At 43.1% G+C, this 23,999-nt stretch carries 19 protein-coding genes; 13 read left to right on the top strand and 6 right to left on the bottom strand.

Annotated elements, in window-relative coordinates; genetic code table 11:
• Window positions 1-2 precede the first annotated feature (2 nt).
• Entirely contained in the window at window positions 3-1,196 is a 1,194-nt protein-coding gene (locus ACIQZD_RS15740) for a PDZ domain-containing protein (RefSeq protein WP_260358756.1), read from the top strand.
• Between the two features lie 68 nt (window positions 1,197-1,264).
• Here ACIQZD_RS15740 and ACIQZD_RS15735 read toward each other — a convergent pair whose 3' ends face one another.
• The gene (locus ACIQZD_RS15735; protein ID WP_402904833.1) at window positions 1,265-2,254 is read right to left on the bottom strand and encodes an ABC transporter substrate-binding protein; all 990 of its coding nucleotides are present in this window, start codon (window positions 2,252-2,254) and stop codon (window positions 1,265-1,267) included.
• A 189-nt stretch (window positions 2,255-2,443) separates the two neighbouring features.
• Here ACIQZD_RS15735 and ACIQZD_RS15730 point away from each other — a divergent pair, with 189 nt between their 5' ends.
• Both ACIQZD_RS15730 and ACIQZD_RS15725 read left to right on the top strand, forming a co-directional pair.
• Window positions 2,444-3,448, top strand: a complete 1,005-nt coding sequence (locus tag ACIQZD_RS15730; protein ID WP_402904369.1) for a FecCD family ABC transporter permease — start codon at window positions 2,444-2,446, stop codon at window positions 3,446-3,448.
• Entirely contained in the window at window positions 3,445-4,500 is a 1,056-nt protein-coding gene (locus tag ACIQZD_RS15725; RefSeq protein WP_402904366.1) for a FecCD family ABC transporter permease, read from the top strand. The genes ACIQZD_RS15730 and ACIQZD_RS15725 overlap by 4 nt, the downstream gene beginning before the upstream one ends.
• A 650-nt stretch (window positions 4,501-5,150) precedes the next feature.
• Here the strand turns inward: ACIQZD_RS15725 and ACIQZD_RS15720 are convergent.
• Window positions 5,151-5,684, bottom strand: a complete 534-nt coding sequence (locus ACIQZD_RS15720) for a YceI family protein (RefSeq protein ID WP_402904363.1) — start codon at window positions 5,682-5,684, stop codon at window positions 5,151-5,153.
• Between the two features lie 192 nt (window positions 5,685-5,876).
• Window positions 5,877-8,099: an MMPL family transporter gene (locus tag ACIQZD_RS15715; protein ID WP_402904360.1), complete on the bottom strand. Its 2,223-nt coding sequence runs from the start codon at window positions 8,097-8,099 to the stop codon at window positions 5,877-5,879.
• A 247-nt stretch (window positions 8,100-8,346) separates the two neighbouring features.
• On the opposite strand from ACIQZD_RS15715, the gene ACIQZD_RS15710 reads away from it, so the two are divergent.
• The 10 genes from ACIQZD_RS15710 to ACIQZD_RS15665 all read left to right on the top strand — a co-directional run bounded on the left by ACIQZD_RS15710 (window position 8,347) and on the right by ACIQZD_RS15665 (window position 21,619).
• The gene (locus ACIQZD_RS15710) at window positions 8,347-9,969 is read left to right on the top strand and encodes a catalase (protein WP_402904355.1); all 1,623 of its coding nucleotides are present in this window, start codon (window positions 8,347-8,349) and stop codon (window positions 9,967-9,969) included.
• A gap of 191 nt (window positions 9,970-10,160) precedes the next feature.
• A complete protein-coding gene (locus tag ACIQZD_RS15705) occupies window positions 10,161-10,391 on the top strand; it encodes a CsbA family protein (protein ID WP_034309928.1) in 231 nt (76 codons plus the stop codon).
• 218 nt (window positions 10,392-10,609) lie between these two features.
• Window positions 10,610-12,595 (top strand): excinuclease ABC subunit UvrB, encoded by a 1,986-nt coding sequence (uvrB, locus tag ACIQZD_RS15700; protein WP_402904351.1) that lies wholly within the window; start codon window positions 10,610-10,612, stop codon window positions 12,593-12,595.
• A gap of 6 nt (window positions 12,596-12,601) precedes the next feature.
• Window positions 12,602-15,481 carry an excinuclease ABC subunit UvrA gene (gene uvrA / locus ACIQZD_RS15695; protein ID WP_402904348.1) on the top strand — a complete coding sequence of 960 codons (2,880 nt, stop codon included), beginning with the start codon at window positions 12,602-12,604 and terminating at the stop codon, window positions 15,479-15,481.
• Window positions 15,482-16,050: 569 nt separating this feature from the next.
• The gene (locus ACIQZD_RS15690) at window positions 16,051-17,151 is read left to right on the top strand and encodes a DUF4097 family beta strand repeat-containing protein (RefSeq protein ID WP_402904345.1); all 1,101 of its coding nucleotides are present in this window, start codon (window positions 16,051-16,053) and stop codon (window positions 17,149-17,151) included.
• Between the two features lie 548 nt (window positions 17,152-17,699).
• Window positions 17,700-18,635, top strand: a complete 936-nt coding sequence (gene hprK, locus ACIQZD_RS15685; protein WP_137016681.1) for an HPr(Ser) kinase/phosphatase — start codon at window positions 17,700-17,702, stop codon at window positions 18,633-18,635.
• Window positions 18,636-18,661: 26 nt separating this feature from the next.
• The gene (lgt, locus tag ACIQZD_RS15680) at window positions 18,662-19,474 is read left to right on the top strand and encodes a prolipoprotein diacylglyceryl transferase (RefSeq protein WP_402904342.1); all 813 of its coding nucleotides are present in this window, start codon (window positions 18,662-18,664) and stop codon (window positions 19,472-19,474) included.
• A 27-nt stretch (window positions 19,475-19,501) separates the two neighbouring features.
• Entirely contained in the window at window positions 19,502-20,446 is a 945-nt protein-coding gene (locus tag ACIQZD_RS15675; protein ID WP_402904339.1) for a nucleoside recognition domain-containing protein, read from the top strand.
• Window positions 20,436-21,104, top strand: a complete 669-nt coding sequence (ppaX, locus tag ACIQZD_RS15670) for a pyrophosphatase PpaX (protein ID WP_101223733.1) — start codon at window positions 20,436-20,438, stop codon at window positions 21,102-21,104. Before ACIQZD_RS15675 ends, ppaX begins: the two co-directional genes overlap by 11 nt.
• Window positions 21,101-21,619, top strand: coding sequence for an acyltransferase (locus ACIQZD_RS15665; protein ID WP_402904335.1), 519 nt, complete (start codon window positions 21,101-21,103; stop codon window positions 21,617-21,619). The genes ppaX and ACIQZD_RS15665 overlap by 4 nt, the downstream gene beginning before the upstream one ends.
• A gap of 35 nt (window positions 21,620-21,654) precedes the next feature.
• Here the strand turns inward: ACIQZD_RS15665 and ACIQZD_RS15660 are convergent, their stop codons facing one another.
• The 3 genes from ACIQZD_RS15660 to ACIQZD_RS15650 all read right to left on the bottom strand — a co-directional run bounded on the left by ACIQZD_RS15660 (window position 21,655) and on the right by ACIQZD_RS15650 (window position 23,576).
• Entirely contained in the window at window positions 21,655-21,798 is a 144-nt protein-coding gene (locus ACIQZD_RS15660) for a hypothetical protein (RefSeq protein WP_230176162.1), read from the bottom strand.
• 70 nt (window positions 21,799-21,868) lie between these two features.
• Window positions 21,869-22,510 (bottom strand): class D sortase, encoded by a 642-nt coding sequence (locus ACIQZD_RS15655; RefSeq protein WP_402904331.1) that lies wholly within the window; start codon window positions 22,508-22,510, stop codon window positions 21,869-21,871.
• A 1-nt stretch (window position 22,511) separates the two neighbouring features.
• Window positions 22,512-23,576: a processed acidic surface protein gene (locus ACIQZD_RS15650; protein ID WP_402904327.1), complete on the bottom strand. Its 1,065-nt coding sequence runs from the start codon at window positions 23,574-23,576 to the stop codon at window positions 22,512-22,514.
• Window positions 23,577-23,999: the final 423 nt, after the last annotated feature.

Below are 23,999 nucleotides of genomic sequence, written 5' to 3'. Positions count from 1 at the left end.
AATTGACAACGGATTGGCTGATAGCATGCTTAATGGGATTAGGAAAACTCTTCCTTCATCCTTTGCTTTATGTTTCGATTGCCTATTGTTTATTCATCGGCTATCTTCGCGTTAAACGGGAACGCCATGATTTTAATACGAAGATCTACAGTTTTTCCATGGAGCTGCGTTCCATGTTACCTCAAGGATTGATATGGGGATTGATCCTTTCCTTCCTTACGCTGGCTACAGGACTCGCCATTCCTATGGCGGCGCTGTTCATCATGGCAGTGGTAACGGTTTTGTCCATGCTATCCATGAAAAGGAGGTTTGTTTCCCCCGTTTATACAGTGGGACTCACCTTCTTTATCCTTTTCTTTTTATATGATAGAGATATCAAGCTTACGTTATTTCAGGATGCCTTTAATCAGCTGGATCGGTCCGTATATCCGACACTTGTCATTTTAATAGGGTTATTACTGATTGCTGAAGGGTTTTTAATTGTTGGCAACGGAAGTAAAAAGGTCTCTCCTCAGTTGGAGGTATCCAAGAGGGGGCAGCCGATAGGTGTGTATGTTTCACAGCGAATCTGGCTAATTCCCATGTTCGTAATGGTTCCTGGAGGACAACTTCCAGTGCCTTTCGAATGGTATCCGGTTTTTTCAATCGGGGACATATCCCTGTCGCCGATCGTACTGCCCATTTTAATCGGCTTTAAGCAAAAAGTGCATGGGACGCTCCCTGAACTGGCCATTAGGGCGCAAGGCAAAAAGGTAGGGGCATTGGGAATTGTGATTACGCTTTTGGCGGCAGTTGGTTACTGGTACCCCCCATTGGCAATCATGACGGCTGTTTTAGCAATCCTCGGTCGTGAATTTCTGCATTATTCCCAAAAGGCAATGGATCAAAAGCTTCCTTTTTATTTTTCGAAAAGTAAGCTGGGGGTCCAGATCTTAGGCGTTATCCCTCAATCTCCGGCAGATAAAATGGGGTTGCTAAAAGGCGAGGTCATTTCGAAAATAAATGGTGTCGTCGTCAGGGAAGAAGAAGAGTTATACAGGGCGCTCCAAATAAACCGGGCACATTGCAAGCTTGAGGTCATCGATAATAATGAGCAGATTCGTTTTGTGCAAAGAGCGCTATTCGACGGGGAGCATTACGAATTGGGCCTCTTATTCGTTGACGATCAATTGAAGGAAAGCGGACAAGTGGGTTAATGACAATATAAAAAACGGCCTTTCTCGAATTTATATCGAGAAAGGCCGTTTTCAATAGAAACGTGTTATTACTTTTCAAGCATGATCTTTTCTATATCTTCAAGCATTTTATTAGCTGCAATTACTCCGCCAGCTGTATTCCATGTTGCGTCGCTAACCTCATGGGCATTTCCATTTTTGACTGCATCAAGGTTTTTCCAAAGTGGATCATTAGTCATTTCTTTTGCTGTGCTTAGTGCTTGTTTGTCCCCTTCAGGAGCGTAAGTGAAGTAGAAGAGAATATCTCCATCCATTTTAGGGATGACTTCTTTCCCAACCTCAATGGCAAGGTTACCTAATTTATTATCAGCAGTGAACAGTTCCTTCTGTTGTTCTGCACGTTTAAATCCTAATTGATCGAAAATCACTCCAGAGAATGAATCTGTGTAATAAATACGAGTAGTTCCAGCCATGAAGCGAACAATGGAAACTTCTTGATTTACCTTATCACCCAATTTAGCTTTAAGATCTTCTGTGTGTTTATCGAATTCTGCAATTACGTCGTTACCTTTTTCTTCAAGGTTCAAGGCTTTTGCATATAGTTTAAAGTTTTCTTTCCAATCTCCTCTTAGCGTTTCCGAAAAAACGGTAGGGGCGATTGCATTTAATTTATCATAAACAGCTTCTTGGCGTATTTTGCTTCCGATAATCAAGTCAGGCTTCAGTGATGCGATTTTCTCTAAGTTAACTTCATGTTCAACACCAACAACTTCGACCCCATCCATATCATCTTTAATATGGTCGTACCAAGGGTCACCAAGCCATGATTGAACGGCACCAACAGGTTTAATTCCTAAAGCAAGCAATGCTTCAGTGCCTTCATTTGTTAGAACGACCACTCTTTTAGGTGTTTCTTTCAACTCGGCAGTACCCATGGCATGCTCAATTGTGTAGCTTTTTTCCTCTTTCTTGTCTTCAGCTTTATTTCCATCGGCTTTCTCATCCGAATTCCCGCAAGCTGCTAGAAGGAAGACTGCAAATATTGTAAAAATCGTTAATAATGACTTAAATCTAAACATCCTAAACATTTATGTATCCCTCCCAATTTTCCGGCAAATGATAATCATTCGCACTTAACAGCCTCATCATAAAATGAATATACTTTTCTGTCAATATATAATTGAAAATGATTCTCAAATTCGTTGACATAATCCTGTTTAGACCAGTAAAATATTACTATACAAACGTGATTGGAAAGGTAACTGGATATGTTATTAAAAAATTCATGGCAGAAATGGATGGGGCTGTTCATTACCATTCTTTTGCTGCTGTTTTTACTGTGCTCAAGCATTGTATACGGTTATACAGATACAACATGGAAAATGGCCATCGATGCTTTTACCGATTTCAATGGGACGAATGAACACATTGTCATTCAATCAGTCAGACTTCCCCGAGCCCTGATCGCTTCGGCAATCGGTGCAAGTTTGGCCATTTCGGGGGTGTTAATGCAAACGCTAACTAAAAACCCCCTCGCATCTCCAGATATATTCGGGGTCAACGCCGGGGCAGGATTGGCGGTTGTCACTGGGGTCACCGTTTTTGGAATAAGCAATCTTCAAGTATTCACATGGCTGTCATTCATAGGGGCGGCCATAGCCGCGATAAGCATATATATGATTGGAAGCATGGGACGAGGCGGCTTGACACCTATGAAGCTGACATTGGCTGGTGCAGCCATGACGGCCATGGTAGCTTCACTTACACAAGGTCTTCTTGTTTCTAATGAGGCTCTTTTAGAGCAAGTCCTATTCTGGCTTGCCGGATCCGTCTCCGGTAGAAGTCTGGACAATTTAGTTGCCGTCCTGCCTTATCTTGTCGCAGGCTGGGGCCTTGCCTTGATCATGTCCGGTAAAATGAATGTGTTGTCCATGGGCGAGGATGTTGCAAAAGGTCTTGGATTGAATATAGTTTTCCTTAAGCTGGTTCTGGGGCTGGCAATCATCCTGCTCGCTGGCGGATCAGTGGCGGTTGCGGGTCCGATTGGCTTTATAGGAATCGTCGTTCCGCATCTTACCCGTTCTATAGTAGGCATCGATCATCGCTGGCTGATTCCCTTCTCTGGACTTTTTGGGGCGGTGCTTTTGATTGCAGCCGATGTCATATCGAGGTATATCCTGATGCCTCGAGAAGTTCCGGTCGGAGTCATGACAGCCATAATAGGGACCCCATTCTTTATTTATATAGCTAGAAAGGGGTTCAGCGGTCGATGAAGTCATATAAGAGCTTTCGTTTGTTTAATGAAAAAATATCATTCTTGATGGATAAAAAAGCTATGATCGTGATTTTCATATTATTTGTAGTCACTTCACTAGTGTTTGTGATCAGTACTGGAGTGGGTGAAATGAATATAAATCCGCTAAGTGTCCTTCAGGTCCTTTTCGGAGGGGGAGCGGAGAGCGATCGGCTTATCATCCAATCTTTCCGCCTGCCTAGAATAATTGTTGCCCTGTTGGTGGGGATGGGCCTTGCTGTAGCTGGCGGAATCCTTCAAGGGATGATTCGGAATCCACTTGCTTCGCCTGATATCCTGGGGATAACGGGAGGAGCGACAGTGGCGGTCGTTGGATTCTTGGCCATTTTTAGCGATAAGAATCATTCATTAACGGTGAGCATCAATTGGCTGCCGTTAGCTGCGTTCATTGGGGCGACAGTCGTGGCATTACTTGTTTATTCCTTAGCCTGGAAAAATGGAGTCCCCCCGATAAGGCTTGTGTTGATCGGGATTGGGGTAATGGCTTTAATGAAGGCACTCACTACGATGATGATGATTCTTGGCCCAGTCTATCAAGCGAGCCAGGCAAACCTTTGGATCACGGGGTCAGTGTCTAACTCCACCTGGAATAATATCGCTGTACTGGCACCATGGACAATTCTATTCCTGTTAATCGCCTTCCTGTATGCCAGAAATATTAATTTACAGGAGCTAGGTGATGACCTTGCAACGGGTCTAGGGGGACATATCCAAAAACAGCGGTTTACATTATTGATGATCAGTACGGCCTTGATTGGCGGTTCCACAGCTTTTGCTGGAGGAATAGGCTTTGTTGGATTAATGGCACCCCACATGGCCAGAAGGCTTGTCGGTTCTAGTTTTGGAGTGTTACTGCCCACTTCAGCTTTGCTTGGCGGCATCCTGGTTATGGTGGCGGATTTGATTGGACGGACCCTATTCTCACCTTTGGAAATACCGGCTGGTGTCTTCACAGCGAGCATCGGGGCACCATACTTCATTTATTTACTTTATAAAACGAGGAATTCGTAACTCCGGTAAATGTAGAAAGAAGCAGCCATCCTAGGGATGGCTGCTTCTTCAGTTTGTAGACAAAAGGGATCACATTGCCACAATTCAAAACTCTTTTAGGTCCTGTTAAGCTTGCTAGTTTTTACTGAATCTAGAGAATTGCAGACTTTATCATAAAAACAATAGTCTGAACCAAAGATAGCCCATGTTCATTTGCCCATATTCAATTGTTGGCTCATCGGGCGACTGCTATATGCATTTGGAATGAAGGGATGTTTTAACAAATTGACAGGGGCGCGTTCGGCATACGCATCTTTCGCAAAATCAAAAATGAAAGGGGAATCAATAACCGCCGGACTATATGATGTTCAGGAACCATTTGGCCAAAGCAACATTTTCAACACCCTGGTAGGATTTATATCTAAATTTTAAAACATAGGTGATTGGAACGGAAGGTACGAGACTCCTGCGGGAAAAACGAGTCCAAAGGAGACCCCGCAGGTGCAAAGGCGCCGAGGAGGCTCCCGGATCGCCCGCGGAAAGCGAGTGCCTGGAGTGGAAATCAACGTTCAAATTGTACTAACTCTAAAAAACTGTATGCAAGCTTGCTTTTTTCGAATTTGTCTACATAAAACAGCAGCCATCCTATGGATGGCTGCTGTTTTATTTCATTAAGCTTCTTTAGCAACTTCGATTTCGATGGTAAGCGTGATTTGATCGCCGATCAGTACGCCGCCTGTTTCTAATGCCGCGTTATAGGTTAGACCATAATCACTGCGTTTGACTTTACCTTTTCCGCTAAAGCCTGCTTTTTCATTTCCCCATGGATCTTTCCCTTGGCCTTCGAAGGTGATGTTGAAAGTTTCTTCTTGTGTGATTCCATTAAGAGTCACATTTCCAGTTACATCGTATTCATCTTCATCCGTTTTCACAATTTTTGTAGATTTGAATGTTAATGTAGGATTTTTTTCTACATCAAAGAAGTCAGCGGAACGCAAGTGATTATCCCGGTCTGCATTGCGTGTGTCAATACTGGCCACATCAACGGTAAAATCGATCTCTGCAGTTGTTAGATCCAATGGGTTTGCTAGAATGTTTGCTTCGAAATTATTAAAACTTCCTTTTACTTTAGCGATCATCATATGTTTTACGGAAAATTCAATAGCACTGTGAGTCGGGTCGACTGTCCATTTTGTATTTGTCATGATTATTCCTCCTAATTATTCATCTTGAATTTATATATCTTTAATTTGAGATATCTTAACTTAATGTAATTATAAGAGGTGGAAGCAATAGTGTCAACTGAAAGTTTTCCTTAATTTTGAAAACATGAAAAACCCTGTGCATTTAGGCACAGGGTTTTTAATTATGAAGAAAAGTAAAGCTTACTACCTTTATTAATTGGCATGTTCTTTCTCTTCTTGATCGGTCACTTTACTTGGCCAAAAGGCACGGCGGTCAAGCAGGGCGGTGATCGCTGGAACAAGGAACGGGCGCACAATGAATGTGTCCATTAACACACCAAGAGCAGTAATGAGCCCGAATTGAACCAATACTTGGATCGGAAGTGTGGCTAGAACGGAAAAAGTGGCTGCCAAGATTATTCCGGCGGAAGTGATGACACCGCTAGTTTCGGCAACGCCTTTTCTGATGGCCTGCTTGATTGGCATCGTTTCTTTCTTTCGCCAAATGCTTGAAACCATGAAAATGTTATAGTCTTCTCCAAGTGCAACAAGGAATACGAAAGAATAAAGTGGAATCGTCCCCTCTATGGCATCGACACCCATGAAATAGTGGAGGATTATCCAACCTAAGCCCATAGCTGCAAAGAATGAGAGAATCACTGTCCCCATTAAATACACCATGGCTGTCACAGATCGCAAGTAGGCTAAAAGAAGCAAGGAAATCAGGACGATGATGATCGGGATGATCATGAATTCATCGGCTTTTACGGTATCCCTTTTATCGAATTGCGTCGCAGTTTGCCCGCCAATCCAAACCTTATCTTCGACGGAAGATATATTGGCGGCCTTCAATTCTTTCTCCGCAATTGTGCGGATTTCCGGAATGGAATCAATTGCCTCGATATCATATGGGTTGATGTTGAATTTGACCTCATAGGATTGCAAATCTTCATTGGATTTACTTGTGACTGGATCGGCCACACTTTCAACAATATTCATCCCTTCTAATGCCGGCGCTAAATCGATATCTTCACCATCCGTGTCGACAACCACTGTGGCTGGTGCCAGTTCACCCGGTGAGTACGAGTCGGAAATGACAGAATAGCCTTCACGGGAGTTCATATCTTCAGGAAAGGAAGAGAGAATATCATATGAATATTTTATTTGTGAAGAATATCCAGCTAATACACTGAAGATGATCAAGCATGTAAGAATGACGGTCCATGGCTTGGTTGTGACGATATGACCAATCCAGTTACCGATGCGGCCTTCTTTATGCTTTTTGACGGCTTTTCCCTTTTTCTTGGCCCGTGTTTCTTCCATTTCTGGTGTACGCGGAACGATTGGGTAGAAGGAAGCCCTTCCGAATACAGAAAGCAATGCCGGTACAAGTGTTAAAGCTGCCAGCATCATGATTAAAATGGACAAGCTGAATGGTACAGCGAAACGGTGGTAGGCTCCGTATTTCGCTACAAGCAATGTTAGCAGCGAGATGACGATTGTAAGGCCGCTCATCGCAATGGCGCCTGATGAATCTTTAAATGCGGCGATCATGGCTTTCCGTTTGCTTTCATGATTTCTTAATTCACTTCTGTAGTGCGAAATTAAAAATAGACAATAATCCGTTCCGGCACCGAATAATAATACGGTCATGATCGAAATGGCCTGTGAATCGACTGTAATCCAACCGTGATCAGCCATGAATCCAAGGATCGGGCTTGTGACAATATAGGCGAAGCCTACTCCGATTAAAGGAATGATGGCTAAAAGCGGGGAACGGTAAATGAGTAATAATACGACAAGTACAAGTATTACTGTCGCTAATAGCAATTTGAAATCAGCACCCGAAAATAATCCCGTTGCATCGACGGATATCCCTACAGGGCCTGTCACTCGAAGTGATAATTCGTCTGAATCTGTCGGGACCTTGAATGGGTCCGATCCAATGCGTTCCGATACTGTTTCATTAATGCTTTCAAGATTTTTTTCAAGAATTTCAGTCTCGGTCTTTTCTTTAAAGAAAAGCGGCTGTACGAAAGTCGTTCCATCTTCTGAAACCGATCCTTGAAGAGCAGGCAATGGAATTTCATGAAGCGGCGGTAAAAAAGATTGCTGTGTCAATGGGCTATCTGTCAGTTTCTTGGAAAGGTACTGGATTTCGGCCAAGTCGGCCTCTGTCAGTCCACCTTCCCGATGCCATGTAAGCAGGGCAGGTATTCCAGAGGAATTTGGAAACTCTTCTTTAATAAGTTCATCAGCTACGACGGAAGGTGAGTCTTCAGGCAAGTCAGCGGCATTATTTGCTGTTCGATCATTAACGGCAGGCAATGTGATGGTTAATCCGATTGCTGCAATTATCCATACAGCAATGACAACCCAATGATTGACTTTTCCCGTCATCATCCTGCCAAGTCTTCCTAATATTGATTCGTCCAATGAAGGCACCCCGCTTTTTGAATTTTTTATCCTTAGCTCATTATAATGGTGTGCTGTTGACATATACAAAAATGGGTATGCTCACTCCACTTTTCTACTAAATGCTTCAAAGCTTTCTTATCATTATATGATTCAGACCAGTTGTTATTGGCCAGAAATATGCTCATCGATACATGGGGGAAAAGTACTTTTTAACTAATTTCAATTAAATTCCAAGATTGAGGAGTGAAATATAGGGAATAGGGGAATGTATAGTAGTATTGTGGATTTTATTAACAGAGGAGGGATTTTTTTGTCTGATAAATCTAAAAAAATAAATGATGAATCGAAAGAAACATTAACGAACAGGCAAGGGCACCCGGTAACGAATAACCAGAGTATTAGAACTGTAGGGAACAGGGGTCCTAGTACACTTGAGAACTATGATTTCCTGGAAAAAATCAGCCACTTCGATAGGGAGCGCATTCCTGAACGGGTCGTGCATGCCCGTGGTGCAGGTGCACATGGTTATTTCGTTCCGACCGGTAAAGCGGGGGACGAGCCTATTTCAAAATATACGAGAGCGAAGGTTTTTCAGGAAGAAGGTAAAAAAACCCCGGTATTCGTGAGATTCTCATCTGTTATTCATGGAGGGACGTCCCCGGAAACATTACGTGATCCCAGGGGATTTGCCGTTAAATTTTATACGGAAGATGGCAACTGGGATCTTGTAGGCAATAACTTGAAAATTTTCTTCATCCGTGATGCCATGAAATTCCCGGATTTGATTCATGCCTTCAAACCGGATCCGGTCACGAATATTCAGGACGGCAGGAGGATTTTTGATTTTTGCGCGAGTTCGCCTGAAACATTCCATATGGTTACCTTTGTGTTTTCCCCATGGGGCATACCAGCTAACTACCGCATGATGCAGGGGTCAGGGGTCAATACTTATAAATGGGTGAATGAGGAAGGGAAAGCAGTGCTTGTCAAGTATCATTGGGAACCGAAACAAGGGATCAAGAACCTGACACAACAAGAGGCAAATGAAATTCAAGCTACGAATTTCAATCATGCCACACAGGATCTATATGAAGCGATCGAACGCGGGGACTATCCTGAATGGGATCTCAACGTACAGATCATGAGTGATGATGATCACCCTGAGTTGGATTTTGATCCGCTGGATGATACGAAGATCTGGCCGAAAGATGAGTTCCCTTGGCTGCATGTCGGAACGATGGTATTGAATAAAAACCCTGAAGACTATTTCACTGAAGTCGAACAGGTTGCATTCGGCACAGGTGTCCTAGTGGATGGACTGGACTTTTCTGATGACAAGATGTTACAGGGACGTACATTCTCTTATTCCGATACACAACGTCACCGTGTTGGAGCGAATTATCTTCAATTGCCGATCAATGCTCCGAAGAAACGAACAGCCACGAATCAGACTGGCGGACAGATGCAATATGAAGTTGGCAGAGGCAGCCAAAGCCCCCACATCAACTACGAACCATCAACTGTCGGCGGCTTGAAAGAAGCCAAGCAGACGGGCAAGGAGTATACACCTATGGTGGAAGGGAAACTTGTTCGTGAGACAATCGATCGCCAAAACAATACGAAACAGGCCGGTGAAACATTCCGTGAATTCGAGGATTGGGAAAAGGACGATTTAATTTCCAATTTAGTGGCGGCATTGGCTCCTGCTGACAAGCGCATTCAGGAAAAAATGATAGCACTTGCCGAAGAGGCCGATGAAGAGTATGGCCGCAGATTGAAAGAGGGACTGGCCTCGGCTTCTGAACATACGGAATCTTCAAAACCACTTGGTGGGACGGATAACCCTGAGGACGCCGTTAGTAAAGGACATGAAGCGGATCCATATTGATTGGACTAAAAAAGAGGCAAACTTCCCTTTAAAGGGGTTTGCCTCTTTTTTTTAATGGGCATAATTGATGGATGTGTGGATTGTTGTTCTGATGATGCCTTGAAAACCAAGTGGGAAATTGATTGGCAAAAAACTTGATAATCATTTAAACTGAAACTACTCTATTTTTCTCTTATAAAGGAGATGAAAAAATGATTAAAATTCTTTCTGCCCTTTTCCTTCCTTGTCTACTTGTCATGCTATTTTCAAGAGTCACCTATAACAATGTCGTGGGCCTTGTTTTAACTGTTGCCTTGATTACAGCTTCCGCATATAAAGGTTATACGCATACAAACTTATTGATCATCGTCGATGCCTTATCCCTTACAGTGGGATTTTGGTTATCAAAAAGAATGATGAAACGTACATCCAAGAGCGCCTGACACAAAAGGTGCTTTTTTTGTACCCAATCTTGTCATCCCCCTCATCACATCATGAAGTCCATAAAACAAAAATAGAATGGATGTTCGCTTATTGCTGGTTTGTTTTAAGGCTATTGTGGTAGAATGTGTATATATGCTTTATCAAACCGGAATAAATAGAAGGGATATAGGCATGTCCCGTTTTCATATAAAAATATTTCAATAGGAGGCTATGCTTGGTGAAGGATAAGTTTGAGTTAGTCTCAAAATACTCTCCTCAAGGAGATCAGCCGGCAGCAATTGAAATGCTGGTCGAAGGGATTAAGGAAGGCAAGGAAATGCAGACGTTATTGGGGGCAACGGGGACAGGGAAAACGTTCACCGTTTCCAATGTGATTCAAAGAATCAATAAACCGACTCTTGTCATTGCCCACAATAAAACGTTGGCAGGGCAGCTTTACAGTGAGTTCAAAGAGTTCTTCCCTAATAATGCCGTTGAGTACTTCGTTAGCTATTATGATTACTACCAGCCAGAGGCTTATGTTCCATCCACGGATACATTCATCGAAAAAGATGCAAGCATCAATGATGAAATCGATAAACTGCGTCACTCGGCAACCTCGTCTTTGTTCGAAAGGAAAGATGTCATCATCATTGCCAGTGTTTCATGCATATATGGACTTGGTTCTCCTGAAGAGTACCGGGAGATGGTTGTTTCCCTCCGAACAGGCATGGAGATAGACCGGAATGCCTTGCTGCACAGACTCGTGGATATTCAATATGAACGTAATGATATTGCTTTCCAACGGGGGACCTTCCGCGTTCGCGGCGACGTGGTCGAAATTTTCCCCGCCTCACGTGATGAACATTGCGTACGGGTCGAGTTTTTCGGGGATGAGATTGACCGTATTCGTGAAGTCGATGCCCTGACTGGCGAAATTACCGGTGAACGAGATCATATCGCCATTTTCCCGGCTTCCCACTTCGTAACCCGCGAAGAGAAAATGCGGATAGCCATTCAAAATATCGAAACGGAACTGGAAGAGCGATTGAAGGAATTAAGGGAAGATGAAAAACTCCTTGAAGCGCAGCGCTTGGAGCAGCGGACCCGTTATGATCTGGAAATGATGCGGGAAATGGGCTTTTGTTCAGGGATCGAGAACTATTCCCGCCATTTGACGCTTCGTCCCTCAGGTGCGACACCATACACTTTAATGGATTACTTTCCAGAGGATTTCCTATTGGTCGTGGATGAATCACACGTAACCCTCTCGCAAATCCGCGGAATGTTCAATGGAGATCAGGCGCGTAAGCAAGTGCTCGTCGATCATGGCTTCCGTCTGCCGTCTGCGAAAGACAACCGCCCGCTAAGATTTGAGGAATTTGAAAAAAAGGTCCATCAATCCATATTCGTTTCGGCAACTCCGGGACCATATGAACTCGAACATACGCCGGAAATGGTTCAGCAGATCATCCGTCCTACCGGATTGCTGGATCCGACGGTGGAAGTGCGGCCGATTGAAGGGCAAATAGATGACTTGATCGGTGAAATACAGGAGCGCGTCAAAAAGAACGAGCGTGTGCTCATAACGACCTTGACGAAAAAGATGTCTGAGGATTTAACTGATTATTTAAAGGAAATCGGCATCAAGGTTCAATATCTTCATTCGGAAGTGAAGACCTTGGAAAGGATAGAAATCATCCGGGAACTTCGAATGGGCAAATATGATGTTCTTGTTGGAATCAATCTTTTAAGGGAAGGCCTCGATATTCCGGAAGTGTCGTTAGTGACCATTCTGGATGCAGATAAAGAAGGGTTCCTTCGCTCGGAACGTTCGCTTATTCAAACGATGGGCCGTGCAGCCCGTAATTCCAACGGCCACGTCATCATGTATGCAGACCGCATCACGAATTCGATGGAACTTGCCATCAATGAAACGAGGCGGCGCCGTGAAATCCAGGAAAATTATAATAAAGAGCATGGAATAATGCCTCAAACCATTCAAAAGGATATCCGCGACTCCATAAGGGCGACTCATGTAGCCGAAGAAGGCGAAGAGTATAAGGAAGACCTTGCACCAAGCCTCGCGAAGCTTCCTAAAAAAGAGCGTTTAAAAGTGATGGCAAGCATGGAAAAAGAAATGAAGGAAGCGGCAAAGGCACTGGACTTCGAGCGAGCTGCCGAGCTGCGTGATTTATTACTAGAGTTAAAAGCGGAAGGGTGACGAAACATGGCAATGGATAAAATTGTGATAAAAGGCGCCAGGGCCAACAATTTAAAGAATATTGATATCACGATACCGAGAGACAAACTTGTTGTGCTGACCGGATTATCCGGATCTGGAAAGTCTTCCTTGGCTTTTGATACGATTTATGCAGAAGGGCAAAGACGTTATGTAGAATCACTGTCCGCTTATGCTCGTCAATTCTTGGGCCAAGTGGATAAACCGGATGTCGATGCGATTGAAGGTTTGTCACCAGCCATTTCCATAGACCAGAAAACGACCAGTCGAAATCCTCGTTCAACCGTAGGGACTGTTACGGAGATCTATGATTATTTAAGGCTGTTATTTGCACGGGTCGGCAGGCCGACCTGTCCAATCCATAATATTGAAATCACCTCACAAACGATTGAGCAAATGGTGGACCGCATTCTTGATTACCCTGAACGAACCAAGCTTCAGGTATTGGCACCGCTTGTCTCAGGCAGAAAAGGTACACATGCGAAAGTTTTGGAGGAAGTTAAGAAACAAGGATATGTCCGCATTCGTGTGAACGGGGAAATGCATGACCTCAGCGATGAGATTACTCTCGAAAAAAATAAAAAACATTCGATTGAAGTCATCATAGACCGGATCGTCATTAAAGAGGGTATCATGGCCAGGCTTGCAGATTCATTGGAAAGTGCTTTGCAGCTTGGCGAAGGCAAAGTCATCATTGACGTCATGGGTGAGGAAGAGCTGCTGTTCAGTGAACATCATGCTTGTCCATACTGCGGATTTTCGATTGAAGAGTTAGAGCCTAGAATGTTTTCCTTCAATAGCCCGTTTGGGGCCTGCCCGGATTGTGATGGCTTGGGGGCAAGGCTTGAGGTGGACCGTGATCTGGTCATCCCGAATAACGAATTAAGTCTCCGTCAACATGCAATTGCGCCATGGGAGCCGACGAGTTCTCAATATTATCCTCAGCTCCTTGAAGCGGTGGCCAACCATTATGGGATAGATATGGATGTGCCCGTTAAAGATTTACCGGAAGAGAAGATGGATAAGGTCTTGCTTGGTTCAGGTAAAGATAAGATATATTTCCGTTATAAAAATGATTTTGGAAGAGTGCAAGAAGGATATATTCCTTTTGAAGGAGTTTTAAGAAACATCGAAAGGCGCTTCAAGGAGACGAGTTCTGACTTTATTCGTGAGCAAATGCAGAAATACATGTCAGAACATCACTGTCCAACCTGTAAGGGTCATCGATTGAAAAAAGAGAGTCTTTCCGTGCTCATTCAAGGGGTCCATATAAGTGAAACGACAGCTTTATCAGTGGAGGATGCGTTAGTATTTTTCGATGAGCTTGATTTGACTGAAAAAGAAGCTGCAATTGCGAGATTGATTTTACGTGAAATTCGTGAGCGGCTCGGTTTCCTGGCTAATGTAGGTTTGGAATATTTGACGTTGAGCAGGGCAGCGGGAACATTATCAGGCGGTGAAGCGCAGCGTATAAGATTGGCAACGCAGATCGGTTCCCGATTGACCGGAGTCCTATATATTTTGGATGAACCTTCAATAGGGCTGCATCAGAGGGATAACGATCGATTGATCGAAACATTGAAGAATATGCGCGAAATCGGCAACACCCTCATTGTTGTCGAGCACGATGAAGATACGATGATTGCTGCGGATTATTTGATCGATGTTGGTCCTGGAGCAGGAGCGCATGGAGGGGAAATAGTGGCCGCTGGAACTCCGGAAGAGGTCATGAATAATCCTAAATCCTTAACGGGGCAATATTTAGCAGGGAAGAAATTCATTCCATTGCCATTGGAACGCCGGAAAAATGATGGCCGTGTCATTGAGATAAAAGGTGCCAAGGAAAATAATTTGAAAAACGTTAATGTGAAATTCCCGCTTGGGGTCTTTACAGCCGTAACAGGAGTCTCGGGATCAGGGAAAAGTACATTGGTGAATGAGATCCTCCATAAGTCATTGGCTCAAAAGCTGAATCGGGCAAAAGCCAGACCAGGCGATTTCCGTGAAATCAAGGGAATTGAGCATTTAGATAAAGTCATTGATATTGACCAATCACCGATCGGCAGAACTCCACGATCGAATCCAGCTACCTATACGGGTGTATTCGATGATGTTCGTGACGTGTTTGCCTCGACTAATGAAGCGAAGATCCGCGGTTATAAAAAAGGAAGGTTCAGTTTCAATGTGAAGGGCGGCCGCTGTGAAGCATGCCGTGGTGATGGCATTATCAAGATTGAAATGCATTTTCTCCCAGATGTCTATGTTCCATGTGAAATCTGTCATGGTAAACGTTATAACCGGGAAACTCTAGAAGTGAAATATAAAGGGAAAAACATATCCGACATTCTCGATATGACAGTTGAGGAAGGCGTTAGTTTCTTTGAAAATATCCCAAAAATCAAACGGAAGCTACAAACGATTTATGACGTTGGATTGGGTTATATCAAGCTTGGACAGCCTGCCACCACTTTATCAGGCGGTGAAGCGCAAAGGGTGAAACTTGCTTCTGAATTGCATCGCCGATCCACTGGGCGCTCCTTCTATATCTTGGATGAACCAACTACCGGTCTACATGTCCACGATATAGCAAGGCTGCTCCAGGTTCTGCAGCGGCTGGTTGACAATGGGGATACCGTTTTGGTGATCGAGCATAATCTGGATGTCATCAAGACGGCGGACCATATTATTGACCTGGGACCGGAAGGCGGAGAAAAGGGCGGTACGATCGTCACTTATGGAACACCTGAAAAAATATGTGAAGTTTCCGAATCGTACACGGGAAAATACTTAAAACCTGTACTTACCCGTGATCAAATCCGCATGGAAAATTGGATTGAAGAAAAAGAAACGGAGCATGAACATGCTTAAAAGAAGGCGTTCGGCTTGTTTCAGTTTGTCCACTAAAGGGGGTTCGGAAAACATATCTTTCATCAAATGGATGTCCCGAACCAACTGACCCAAAGCAACACCTTCAATTCCTTATTAATGGGTTTCTATCTTAATTTTTTATAACGAAGTTGATTGTAGAGGAAGGTGCGAGACTCCTGCGGGAAAAGCGCGTCTAGTGGAGACCCCTCAGGCGCAAGCCGAGGAGGCTCCACGACCGCCCGCGGAAAGCGAGTCCCTGGATCGGAAATCAACGTCCAAGTTGTAAAAGTCATAAAAAAACTGCAGGCAAACTCGTTTTCTTCGAATTTGTCTATAGTCTGGAACAAGCCATCAGGCTTGTTTTTTTGTAGAAAAATGACGGTGTGCATTTAATCAATCATTTGATTAAAGAATAGGAAAACAAGATATTTCCGGGGAAATCATACATCTTCTTTTTCGGAAATTGTCATTTTCCTTTGTCGAATGATGGGAAAAACGGTATTTATGAAACTTTTTAGATATCTAGGCGTATGTATGAATAAAATGATAGAAGAAAGCGAGGAATGTTCATGCAGGAGGAAAGAAAGAAGATTTTAGAAATGATTCAGGATGGAAAGTTATCAGCGGAAGAAGCCATGGGCCTTTTGGAAGAATTAGAAAAAGCCAGTCAGGAAAGTGAAGCAAAAGAGCAGAAATTGCAAAACGAATTATCGACGGTAGTCGTGGATAAGAAAAGCGAAGGAAGCACTCAGGATACGTTTAAAAAGAATATCCAGTCATCGAAAGAAAAGATTATTGATTTCGTTGAAAGTGCTTTTAAGAAAATCAAAGAAACGGATCTTGATTTCAATTTCGGGAAATCTGTGGAGGTCAGTCATATTTTCCAGCATGATCATGATTTCCTGGATGAGGTTGATGTAGATATAGCAAATGGGAAAATAAAAATCGCCGCATGGGACCATAATGATGTCCGGGTTGAATGCCAAGCTAAGGTATACCGTGTGGAAGAAATAGAAGAAGCCAGGAAAAACTTTTTGGAAGAAGTCGATTTCACGATAGAAAATGGAAAATTGAAGTTCAAGGTCCGTGAAAAATCCATAAAGGTTGATACGATCATGTACATTCCAAGAAAGGAATATGAGGACATCCATGTAAGGATGTTCAATGGTGCAATCACGACTGAATCACTGAAATCAGAGAAGCTTAAAGCGAAAACGGCGAATGGTGCCATTCATATCATGCAGGGTACGGGTGATTTCTGTGAGCTTGAAACAGGTAATGGGATGATCACCATTTCAGATACCAACTTTAATGACTTGGAAGCCGAGACCCTGAATGGAGCTATTAATGCTGATGGATACTTCAAGAAATTGGATGTCCAAACGTTCAATGGGGAAATCATCTGTACGAATTCAGGGATGGATTGCGATTCGATCCATGCTAAGTCAGTCACTGGAAAAGTCCAGCTGACCCTGCCGCCAGGTAAGGCGATCGAAGGAGAATTGAAATCAAATTTAGGAAGCTTTAATGTAACTTTGGAAGGGATGACAATCATCGAAGAGAAAAGTGATGTGGTTCAGAAGGTCCTTAAGTTTAAGACGGTTAAAGAAGAGGTTCCTGTGCTTCATGTTTTTGCAGAAACCAAGACTGCAGCGATAACGGTTTCCTGAAGAAAGGGAAAGCCCGTCAATACCACTGGAGGCTCAAACTGTAGGCAAACTCGATGGAAAACGAGTTTGCCTGCAGTTTTTTTATGGCTTGTTCTCTAAATTTAATAACAGGTTGATTGGAGAGGAAGGTACGAGACTCCTGGGGGAAAAGCGCGTCTAGGGGAGCACGCAGGCGCAAGCCGAGGAGGCTCCACGACCGCCCGCGGAAAGCGAGTTTCTTTAGCGGAAATCAACATCCAATTTGTATCGGAACCATACCTAAGGAGTTGCTTTGGAATTGGTTCGGGAACATCATTTGATGAAAGATACGTTTCTGATCCCTTTTGTCTGCAAAGAAAGCCTGCCAATATAAATTGGCGGGCTTTCTTTATTTTGATGTAAGGATTCATGTATGTTCCACTCATCTCTTCCTGTTCACGCGGCCAATCCGGGTGGAGTGAATAAAAAAACAATAAATCGATAATGCTTTGTTTGGTTATTAACAGAAAAATGCTAAAATAGAAAAAGTATCTCAAAAAATAGCATCGCTCCTAAAGGAGGAAAGATATATGGCAAAAGTCCGTACAAAGGATATAGTAGAAGCGTTCGGTCTAGAACTTATCAGTGGGGAAGAAGGAATTAACAGACCAATCGTCACGAGTGATTTATCTCGTCCCGGACTTGAAATAGCCGGTTTTTTTGATTATTATCCCGCAGATCGAGTACAGCTTTTAGGTATGACGGAGATGTCCTTTTTTAATCGGCTGAATGAACCGGATCGAGTACAGAGGATGGAAGAGTTATGCAGGGACTTTACTCCAGGCATCATCATTACGCGTGGTCAGGAAGTGCCGATAGAATTGATCGAAGCTTCTGAGCGGGAATCCGTTCCTGTGATGAGATCTAATATGAAGACAACAAGGTTATACAGCCGTCTGACCAATTTCCTAGAAAGCAGGTTGGCACCAACTACTGCTGTTCATGGTGTATTGGTGGATATCTATGGGTTAGGTGTGTTGATCACCGGGAAAAGCGGCGTCGGTAAAAGTGAGACAGCCCTGGAATTAGTGAAACGGGGTCATCGTCTCGTAGCCGATGACTGCGTCGAAATCAGGCAGGAAGACCAAGATACGCTGGTCGGGAATGCCCCGGATTTAATCGAACATCTTCTAGAAATAAGAGGATTGGGAATCATTAATGTAATGACACTTTTTGGAGCTGGCGCAGTCCGCAGCAATAAAAAGATCTCAATCGTCATCAATCTGGAACTATGGGAAAAAAACAAGCAGTATGACCGGGTGGGCCTTGATGAAGAAAAAATGAAAATCATCGATACGGAAGTGACGAAAATTACCGTACCTGTCCGTCCAGGGCGAAATTTAGCTGTCATCATTGAAGTGGCAGCCATGAATTACCGCCTGAAGCGAATGGGAGTAAATGCAGCGGAACAGTTTTCAGATCGCTTGAACCATGCAATTGCAGATCCGGAACATGATGAATTTTAAAAGGTTATAAGAAAAGAGGGGACAAAATGGAACAAGGAATACAGCCACTGAATCCAATAGCGATAGATCTAGGTCCCATCCAGGTACATTGGTATGGACTAATCATCGGTTTCGGTGTGTTATTGGGTCTTATTATCGCTTTAAGGGAATCTGAGCGAAGAGGTCTTGATAAGGAAATTTTTACTGACATGATTTTGTTTGCTGTCCCAATCGCGATCATTAGTGCCCGTATTTATTATGTGATCTTCCAATGGGAGTACTATTCACAAAACCCGGGAGATATCATAAAAATATGGAATGGCGGAATTGCCATACATGGTGCGTTGATCGGGTCGGTACTGACTGCAATCGTGTTTGCCAAGGTCAAGAAAGTGTCATTTTGGAAGCTTGCGGATATTGCTGCACCGAGCTTATTGTTGGGGCAGGCGATTGGCCGTTGGGGTAATTTCATGAATCAGGAAGCGCATGGGGGAGAAATAACAAGGTCATTCCTGGAAAATATGCATTTGCCTGAATTCATCATTAATCAAATGTACATAAACGGTACGTATTATCACCCAACCTTTTTGTATGAATCGATTTGGAATATCGTCGGTGTCATTATTCTCTTAAGTTTACGGAAAGTGAACTTGCGCAGGGGGGAACTGTTTTTAACCTATGTAATATGGTATTCCATCGGACGTTATTACATTGAAGGATTGCGGACGGACAGTTTGATGCTGACGGATTCACTGCGTATCGCACAAGTGATCTCGATTGTATTGGTAGCTGCAGCCATCGCTTTGGTGGTCTATAGAAGGGTCCGCGGGCATGCAGACAAAAGATATTTAGATGCATAGGTAATATGTGAAAAGGGAGAGGGCATAGTGATAGTAGATTCGGTTAAAAAGGGACTTCTTTCAGGCTTGAATACAACCTGGTCTTTGGGGAAAGTGATATTTCCGGTTACTCTGATCGTCACTGTGCTTCAATATACGCCTGTATTGCCATTCATCATCAACTTGATAGCGCCTTTGATGAATCTCATCGGTCTTCCAGGGGATGCTGCAATTCCGCTTGTATTAGGGAATTTCCTGAATTTATACGCAGCGATCGCTGGCATATTAACGCTTGATTTGACTGTGAAAGAAGTTTTTATCATCGCTATGATGCTATCTTTTTCACATAATTTATTGATCGAGTCAGGTGTGGCGATGAAAACCGGTGTCAAGCTGTGGGTCATCCTGACAGTACGGATCGGGCTTGCGCTTTTGTCCGCGGTCGTCATCAATCTTGTTTGGCAGGGCGGATCTGAAATGGCCCAAGGAGTAGCTATCGGGGAGGCTGCAGAGATTAACGGAGCGGGTGCAATCCTATTACATGGGGTCATCCAGGCCCTTTCAGGAATTGGCCAGCTGGCGGTCATCGTTATTCCGCTCATGGTGGCGGTTCAAATCATGAAAGATTTAAAGTGGCTGGAAGCCTTCTCGAAAGCCCTTGCACCCTTCATGAAGGTCCTGGGGATGAAGCCGAATGCTTCCATGCCTTTCGTTACAGGCCTGACTCTCGGTTTGGCATATGGCGCAGGCGTTATGATTCAAGCGGCTAAAGAGGATAATGTTTCGAAGAAGGATATGACAATTGCATTCATCTTTTTAGTTGCCTGCCATGCTGTTGTAGAAGACACACTGATTTTTATTCCGCTGGGGATTCCGGTCTTGCCGCTGTTACTTATTCGGCTACTCACTGCCATTGTTTTAACGATGGCCGTTGCGTATATATGGAATCGGACTGATAGGGTACAGAGAAAGGAAGCTGTATATGAACAGTAACATAACTACATTATTATTTGATCTTGATGGTACGTTGATCAATACAAATGAATTGATCATCGCCTCTTTTACAGAAACTTTAAACCACTTTTGTCCTGGAAAGTTCAATCGGGAAGATATCATTCCATTTATCGGACCGACTTTGGTCGATACGTTTTCTTCCATTGATCCAAAACGTGTGGATGAAATGATTGCATACTATCGGGAGCATAATTGGAGGAACCATGATTTGCTTGTCACACAATTTGACGGTGTGTTCGAAACCGTTCAAACGTTGAAGCAAAGCGGTTATAAATTGGCAGTCGTTACGACAAAGAAGCGTGATGTCGTCGAAAAGGGCCTGCGTTTAAGCAAACTGGATCAATTCTTTGATGTGGTGGTCACACTGGATGAGGTGGAAAAAGCAAAGCCGGATCCAGAGCCTTTGGTAAAAGCTTTAAATCAACTCGGTTCGGTTCCTGAAGAAGCGATCATGATTGGAGACAGTTATCATGATATTCTGGGCGGTAAGAACACAGGTACAAAAACGGCAGGGGTCTCATGGTCCATTAAAGGCCGTGAATTCCTGGAAAGCTATCACCCTGATTATATGCTTGAGCAGATGGCGGATTTATTGAATATAGTTGAGGTTGAAAAGCTCACGGAGGCTAGAAAATGAGACGCACGTCCCGCTATCCAGTTGAAGGGGCTAATTCACTATGGCATGTATATAAGACCGTTCCATTCTGGAAAGTCGTCAAGAATTTTGTGGTGATACAGCTAGCGCGTTATACGCCTTTTCTGGGCATGAAGAATTGGCTGTACAGGACTTTTTTACATATGAAAGTCGGTAAGCATACTTCGTTTGCCTTGATGGTCATGCCCGATGTGATGTTTCCGGAAAAAATATCAGTTGGAAGAAATACTGTCATTGGCTATAATACGACGATTCTTGCTCATGAATATTTGATTCAGGAATATCGTTTAGGAGATGTAGTCATTGGGGATGAAGTATTGATTGGAGCCAATTCGACCATTCTTCCAGGAGTTTCAATCGGAAATGGGGCGATTGTCTCTGCAGGTACGCTTGTCCATAAGGATGTTCCAGAGGGAGCTTTCGTCGGGGGAAATCCAATGAAAATCATATATACCAAAGAAGAAATGCTTGAAAGGGAGCAGCAAACTTCCTTGTGAAAAAAAGGACTTGCCCATATATGCGGCAGGTCTTTTTAATGGCATTTTGGGTATAACGGAGTCAGTTCATTCTTTAGATGCTCCATGACTTCGTTGATTGATATATATTCCTGGTTCACCGTCGCTTCATACGTTTCTTTTAAAACACGAAAAAACCTTTCCTGTGCCTGTTTATCCATATTTAGCTTGTCCTCCTATCATCTATTAAAGATTTATGAAGAGGGGGCTGAACAACTTCAGCCCCATATCTCATTTAACTATTTCCGATTTCAATAAATCGGCAACCAATACGTACCGTTCCGGTGCACTACCAATATATGAAAAAGGATAGCAGGTTGTTACTGTAAGTGTGGCTTTAGGCTTGGGAACGATCACGGTACGGTCATCTGCATCGACGATACGAACCTTCCTCACTTTATATGTAAACGAACCGGCTTCTGTCTTGGCAATCAGCAAGTCGCCCTCGCCGACTTCACCTAGATCTCTGAAAATTGTATCTCGGTGACCGGATAAAACGGAATTATCCTTTTCACCGGGAAGGACGGACCCCGCAAAATGACCGACGCCCTTTTCGAGTTCATCTTCGTCCGTTCCGTGATAAATTGGGAGTGTTGCCTCAATTTTTGGAATATAAAGCTCCCCCATCAAATCACCTGTTTCCGGTCGTTCTTCATATAGTTCAAGCCCATCGGGAATATTTGCCTTCGCCTTCGGTTCGGGGAGCTTAGCCGTTGCTTCCGTTGTGTCAGATTCATTCCATTTATACAGGGCATAGCCTTTTAACAGTGTATAGGCGTTTGTCGTTGTAAAATAAAAGCCTAAGGTTAAAAAGCAAACAGCAGTGACAAGTAACCATTTTTTCTTATGCCTGGATTGCCTATTTTTGCTCATCTTAATTAGCGAGTCTCGCTTTTCTTATTAATCCGAAAGCGATGCCCATCATCACTAAACCGATTAAAGCACCGAATAAGTAATGACCAGCCGTTTTAGGAAGCACTCCGCCTTTTTCCGTTTTATGTGCAGGTTTTGTAGATTTTGCAGGTTTCTTCTTTTCTTTTTTTACCTCAACCACTTTAGAAATGGCCTCGGTGGACTGTTTAATGTCATTACCGGTTTCTTTCACTAAATCGGAACCGATCATTTCACCTGTCAATTTAAAATCGAGCAAAAAATTGCCGTTTGAATCATAAATGGAAACTAGTAAACTAGCATTCGTCAATTCCTTAAGCTGGAATAAAGCCTCAAGGGATAGGTTTGTCGTGACACCATCCTGAATTAAGGCGAATTTGAATTGAATTTGCAGCAAGCTTTGAAGATCATTATATATAGAAAGCAATTCAGCCACTTGTTCTGCAGACAATTCATCAATTGTTTCAAAATGCTCGAGTTGATCCATCCTATCGGAGATCGCCATTAAACGAGCTTCAAAAGAAGGGTCTTCGACGATAGGAAAAAGATGGTTCATGAATCTGTCGAGCTCTTCGTCTGTAAGGCCGATCTCAGTAAATAGGCCATCCATTAAATCGATTATTTCTTCATCATATTCCATCTCTTCCTCATCATAATCCAGTTCTAAATCGATGATATCCTCAATGTCGTAAATGAAATGAAAGGTGTCGATGATGGAATCTCCCTCTTCCAGTTCGCCGTATTCTATTAATAATTCCGTAAGTTCTGCTTCTGTCATATCATATTGTTTAAGTAGATTCTGTAAGGTCTCAGGAGTGACGGCCGGTCCTAATGTATCACGCAACTCTTCTACTGATTCCAGTTCATTCAATGTTAAGTCGTAATAGGATAAATACTCTTCCAATTCTTCTTGTGTCATTCTAACTTCAGAAAGGTATGCATTAAGCTCACCCTGGTTGATCTTTGTTGACGCAAAACCCTTTGTTCCGCTTAAACCCAGTGAAAAAAGAACGATAAGTGCCACAAAAAACGAAAAATATTGCTTCATTACCATTTCCCCCTAAAATTATATAATATTGACAAATTCCTAAAATATTATAAAACAGCTAAACCAAAAGGTATACATTAATAACAATGAATGGTTAAAGATAGGAAGAATCATCTGGGTAAAAAGGTATGACTCCTTGCGTTTGGACATAAATCGATCATGAAGAACATTAAAGACAGCTGTGGTTTGAAGTAATGGAATTAGGCATATTTTCCTTGACGTAAGGTGGGGGCAGGGGTAAACTATTAATAACTTCAACCTGCTACCATATTAGCGAACTAAAGTGATTTGATAGATTATTGTGAGTATTTATATGATTATGTCATTTTATTTGATACTATTTTTATATGTTATCCGAAATTTGGATTTAAGCGTGAAACCTTGGAAAGATAAAAGGGATAAACAAAATAAGGAATGGATGCA

It is taken from the genome of Peribacillus sp. NPDC096447 (assembly GCF_044762725.1).
In the GTDB taxonomy this organism is placed as follows: Bacteria; Bacillota; Bacilli; order Bacillales; family DSM-1321; genus Peribacillus.
Note: the sequence above shows the minus strand (reverse complement) of the source record. Positions and strands in the feature narration are given on the sequence as shown.

What these genes read in the sequence shown, in the direction of transcription:
- ACIQZD_RS15735 (WP_402904833.1), bottom strand. Translation starts at nt 2,254, where the DNA reads ATGTTTAGATTTAAGTCATTATTAACGATTTTTACAATATTTGCAGTC.
- ACIQZD_RS15730 (WP_402904369.1), top strand. Translation starts at nt 2,444, where the DNA reads ATGTTATTAAAAAATTCATGGCAGAAATGGATGGGGCTGTTCATTACC.
- ACIQZD_RS15725 (WP_402904366.1), top strand. Translation starts at nt 3,445, where the DNA reads ATGAAGTCATATAAGAGCTTTCGTTTGTTTAATGAAAAAATATCATTC.
- ACIQZD_RS15720 (WP_402904363.1), bottom strand. Translation starts at nt 5,684, where the DNA reads ATGACAAATACAAAATGGACAGTCGACCCGACTCACAGTGCTATTGAA.
- ACIQZD_RS15710 (WP_402904355.1), top strand. Translation starts at nt 8,347, where the DNA reads ATGTATAGTAGTATTGTGGATTTTATTAACAGAGGAGGGATTTTTTTG.
- ACIQZD_RS15705 (WP_034309928.1), top strand. Translation starts at nt 10,161, where the DNA reads ATGATTAAAATTCTTTCTGCCCTTTTCCTTCCTTGTCTACTTGTCATG.
- uvrA (WP_402904348.1), top strand. Translation starts at nt 12,602, where the DNA reads ATGGCAATGGATAAAATTGTGATAAAAGGCGCCAGGGCCAACAATTTA.
- ACIQZD_RS15690 (WP_402904345.1), top strand. Translation starts at nt 16,051, where the DNA reads ATGCAGGAGGAAAGAAAGAAGATTTTAGAAATGATTCAGGATGGAAAG.
- hprK (WP_137016681.1), top strand. Translation starts at nt 17,700, where the DNA reads ATGGCAAAAGTCCGTACAAAGGATATAGTAGAAGCGTTCGGTCTAGAA.
- lgt (WP_402904342.1), top strand. Translation starts at nt 18,662, where the DNA reads ATGGAACAAGGAATACAGCCACTGAATCCAATAGCGATAGATCTAGGT.
- ppaX (WP_101223733.1), top strand. Translation starts at nt 20,436, where the DNA reads ATGAACAGTAACATAACTACATTATTATTTGATCTTGATGGTACGTTG.
- ACIQZD_RS15665 (WP_402904335.1), top strand. Translation starts at nt 21,101, where the DNA reads ATGAGACGCACGTCCCGCTATCCAGTTGAAGGGGCTAATTCACTATGG.
- ACIQZD_RS15660 (WP_230176162.1), bottom strand. Translation starts at nt 21,798, where the DNA reads ATGGATAAACAGGCACAGGAAAGGTTTTTTCGTGTTTTAAAAGAAACG.
- ACIQZD_RS15655 (WP_402904331.1), bottom strand. Translation starts at nt 22,510, where the DNA reads ATGAGCAAAAATAGGCAATCCAGGCATAAGAAAAAATGGTTACTTGTC.
- ACIQZD_RS15650 (WP_402904327.1), bottom strand. Translation starts at nt 23,576, where the DNA reads ATGAAGCAATATTTTTCGTTTTTTGTGGCACTTATCGTTCTTTTTTCA.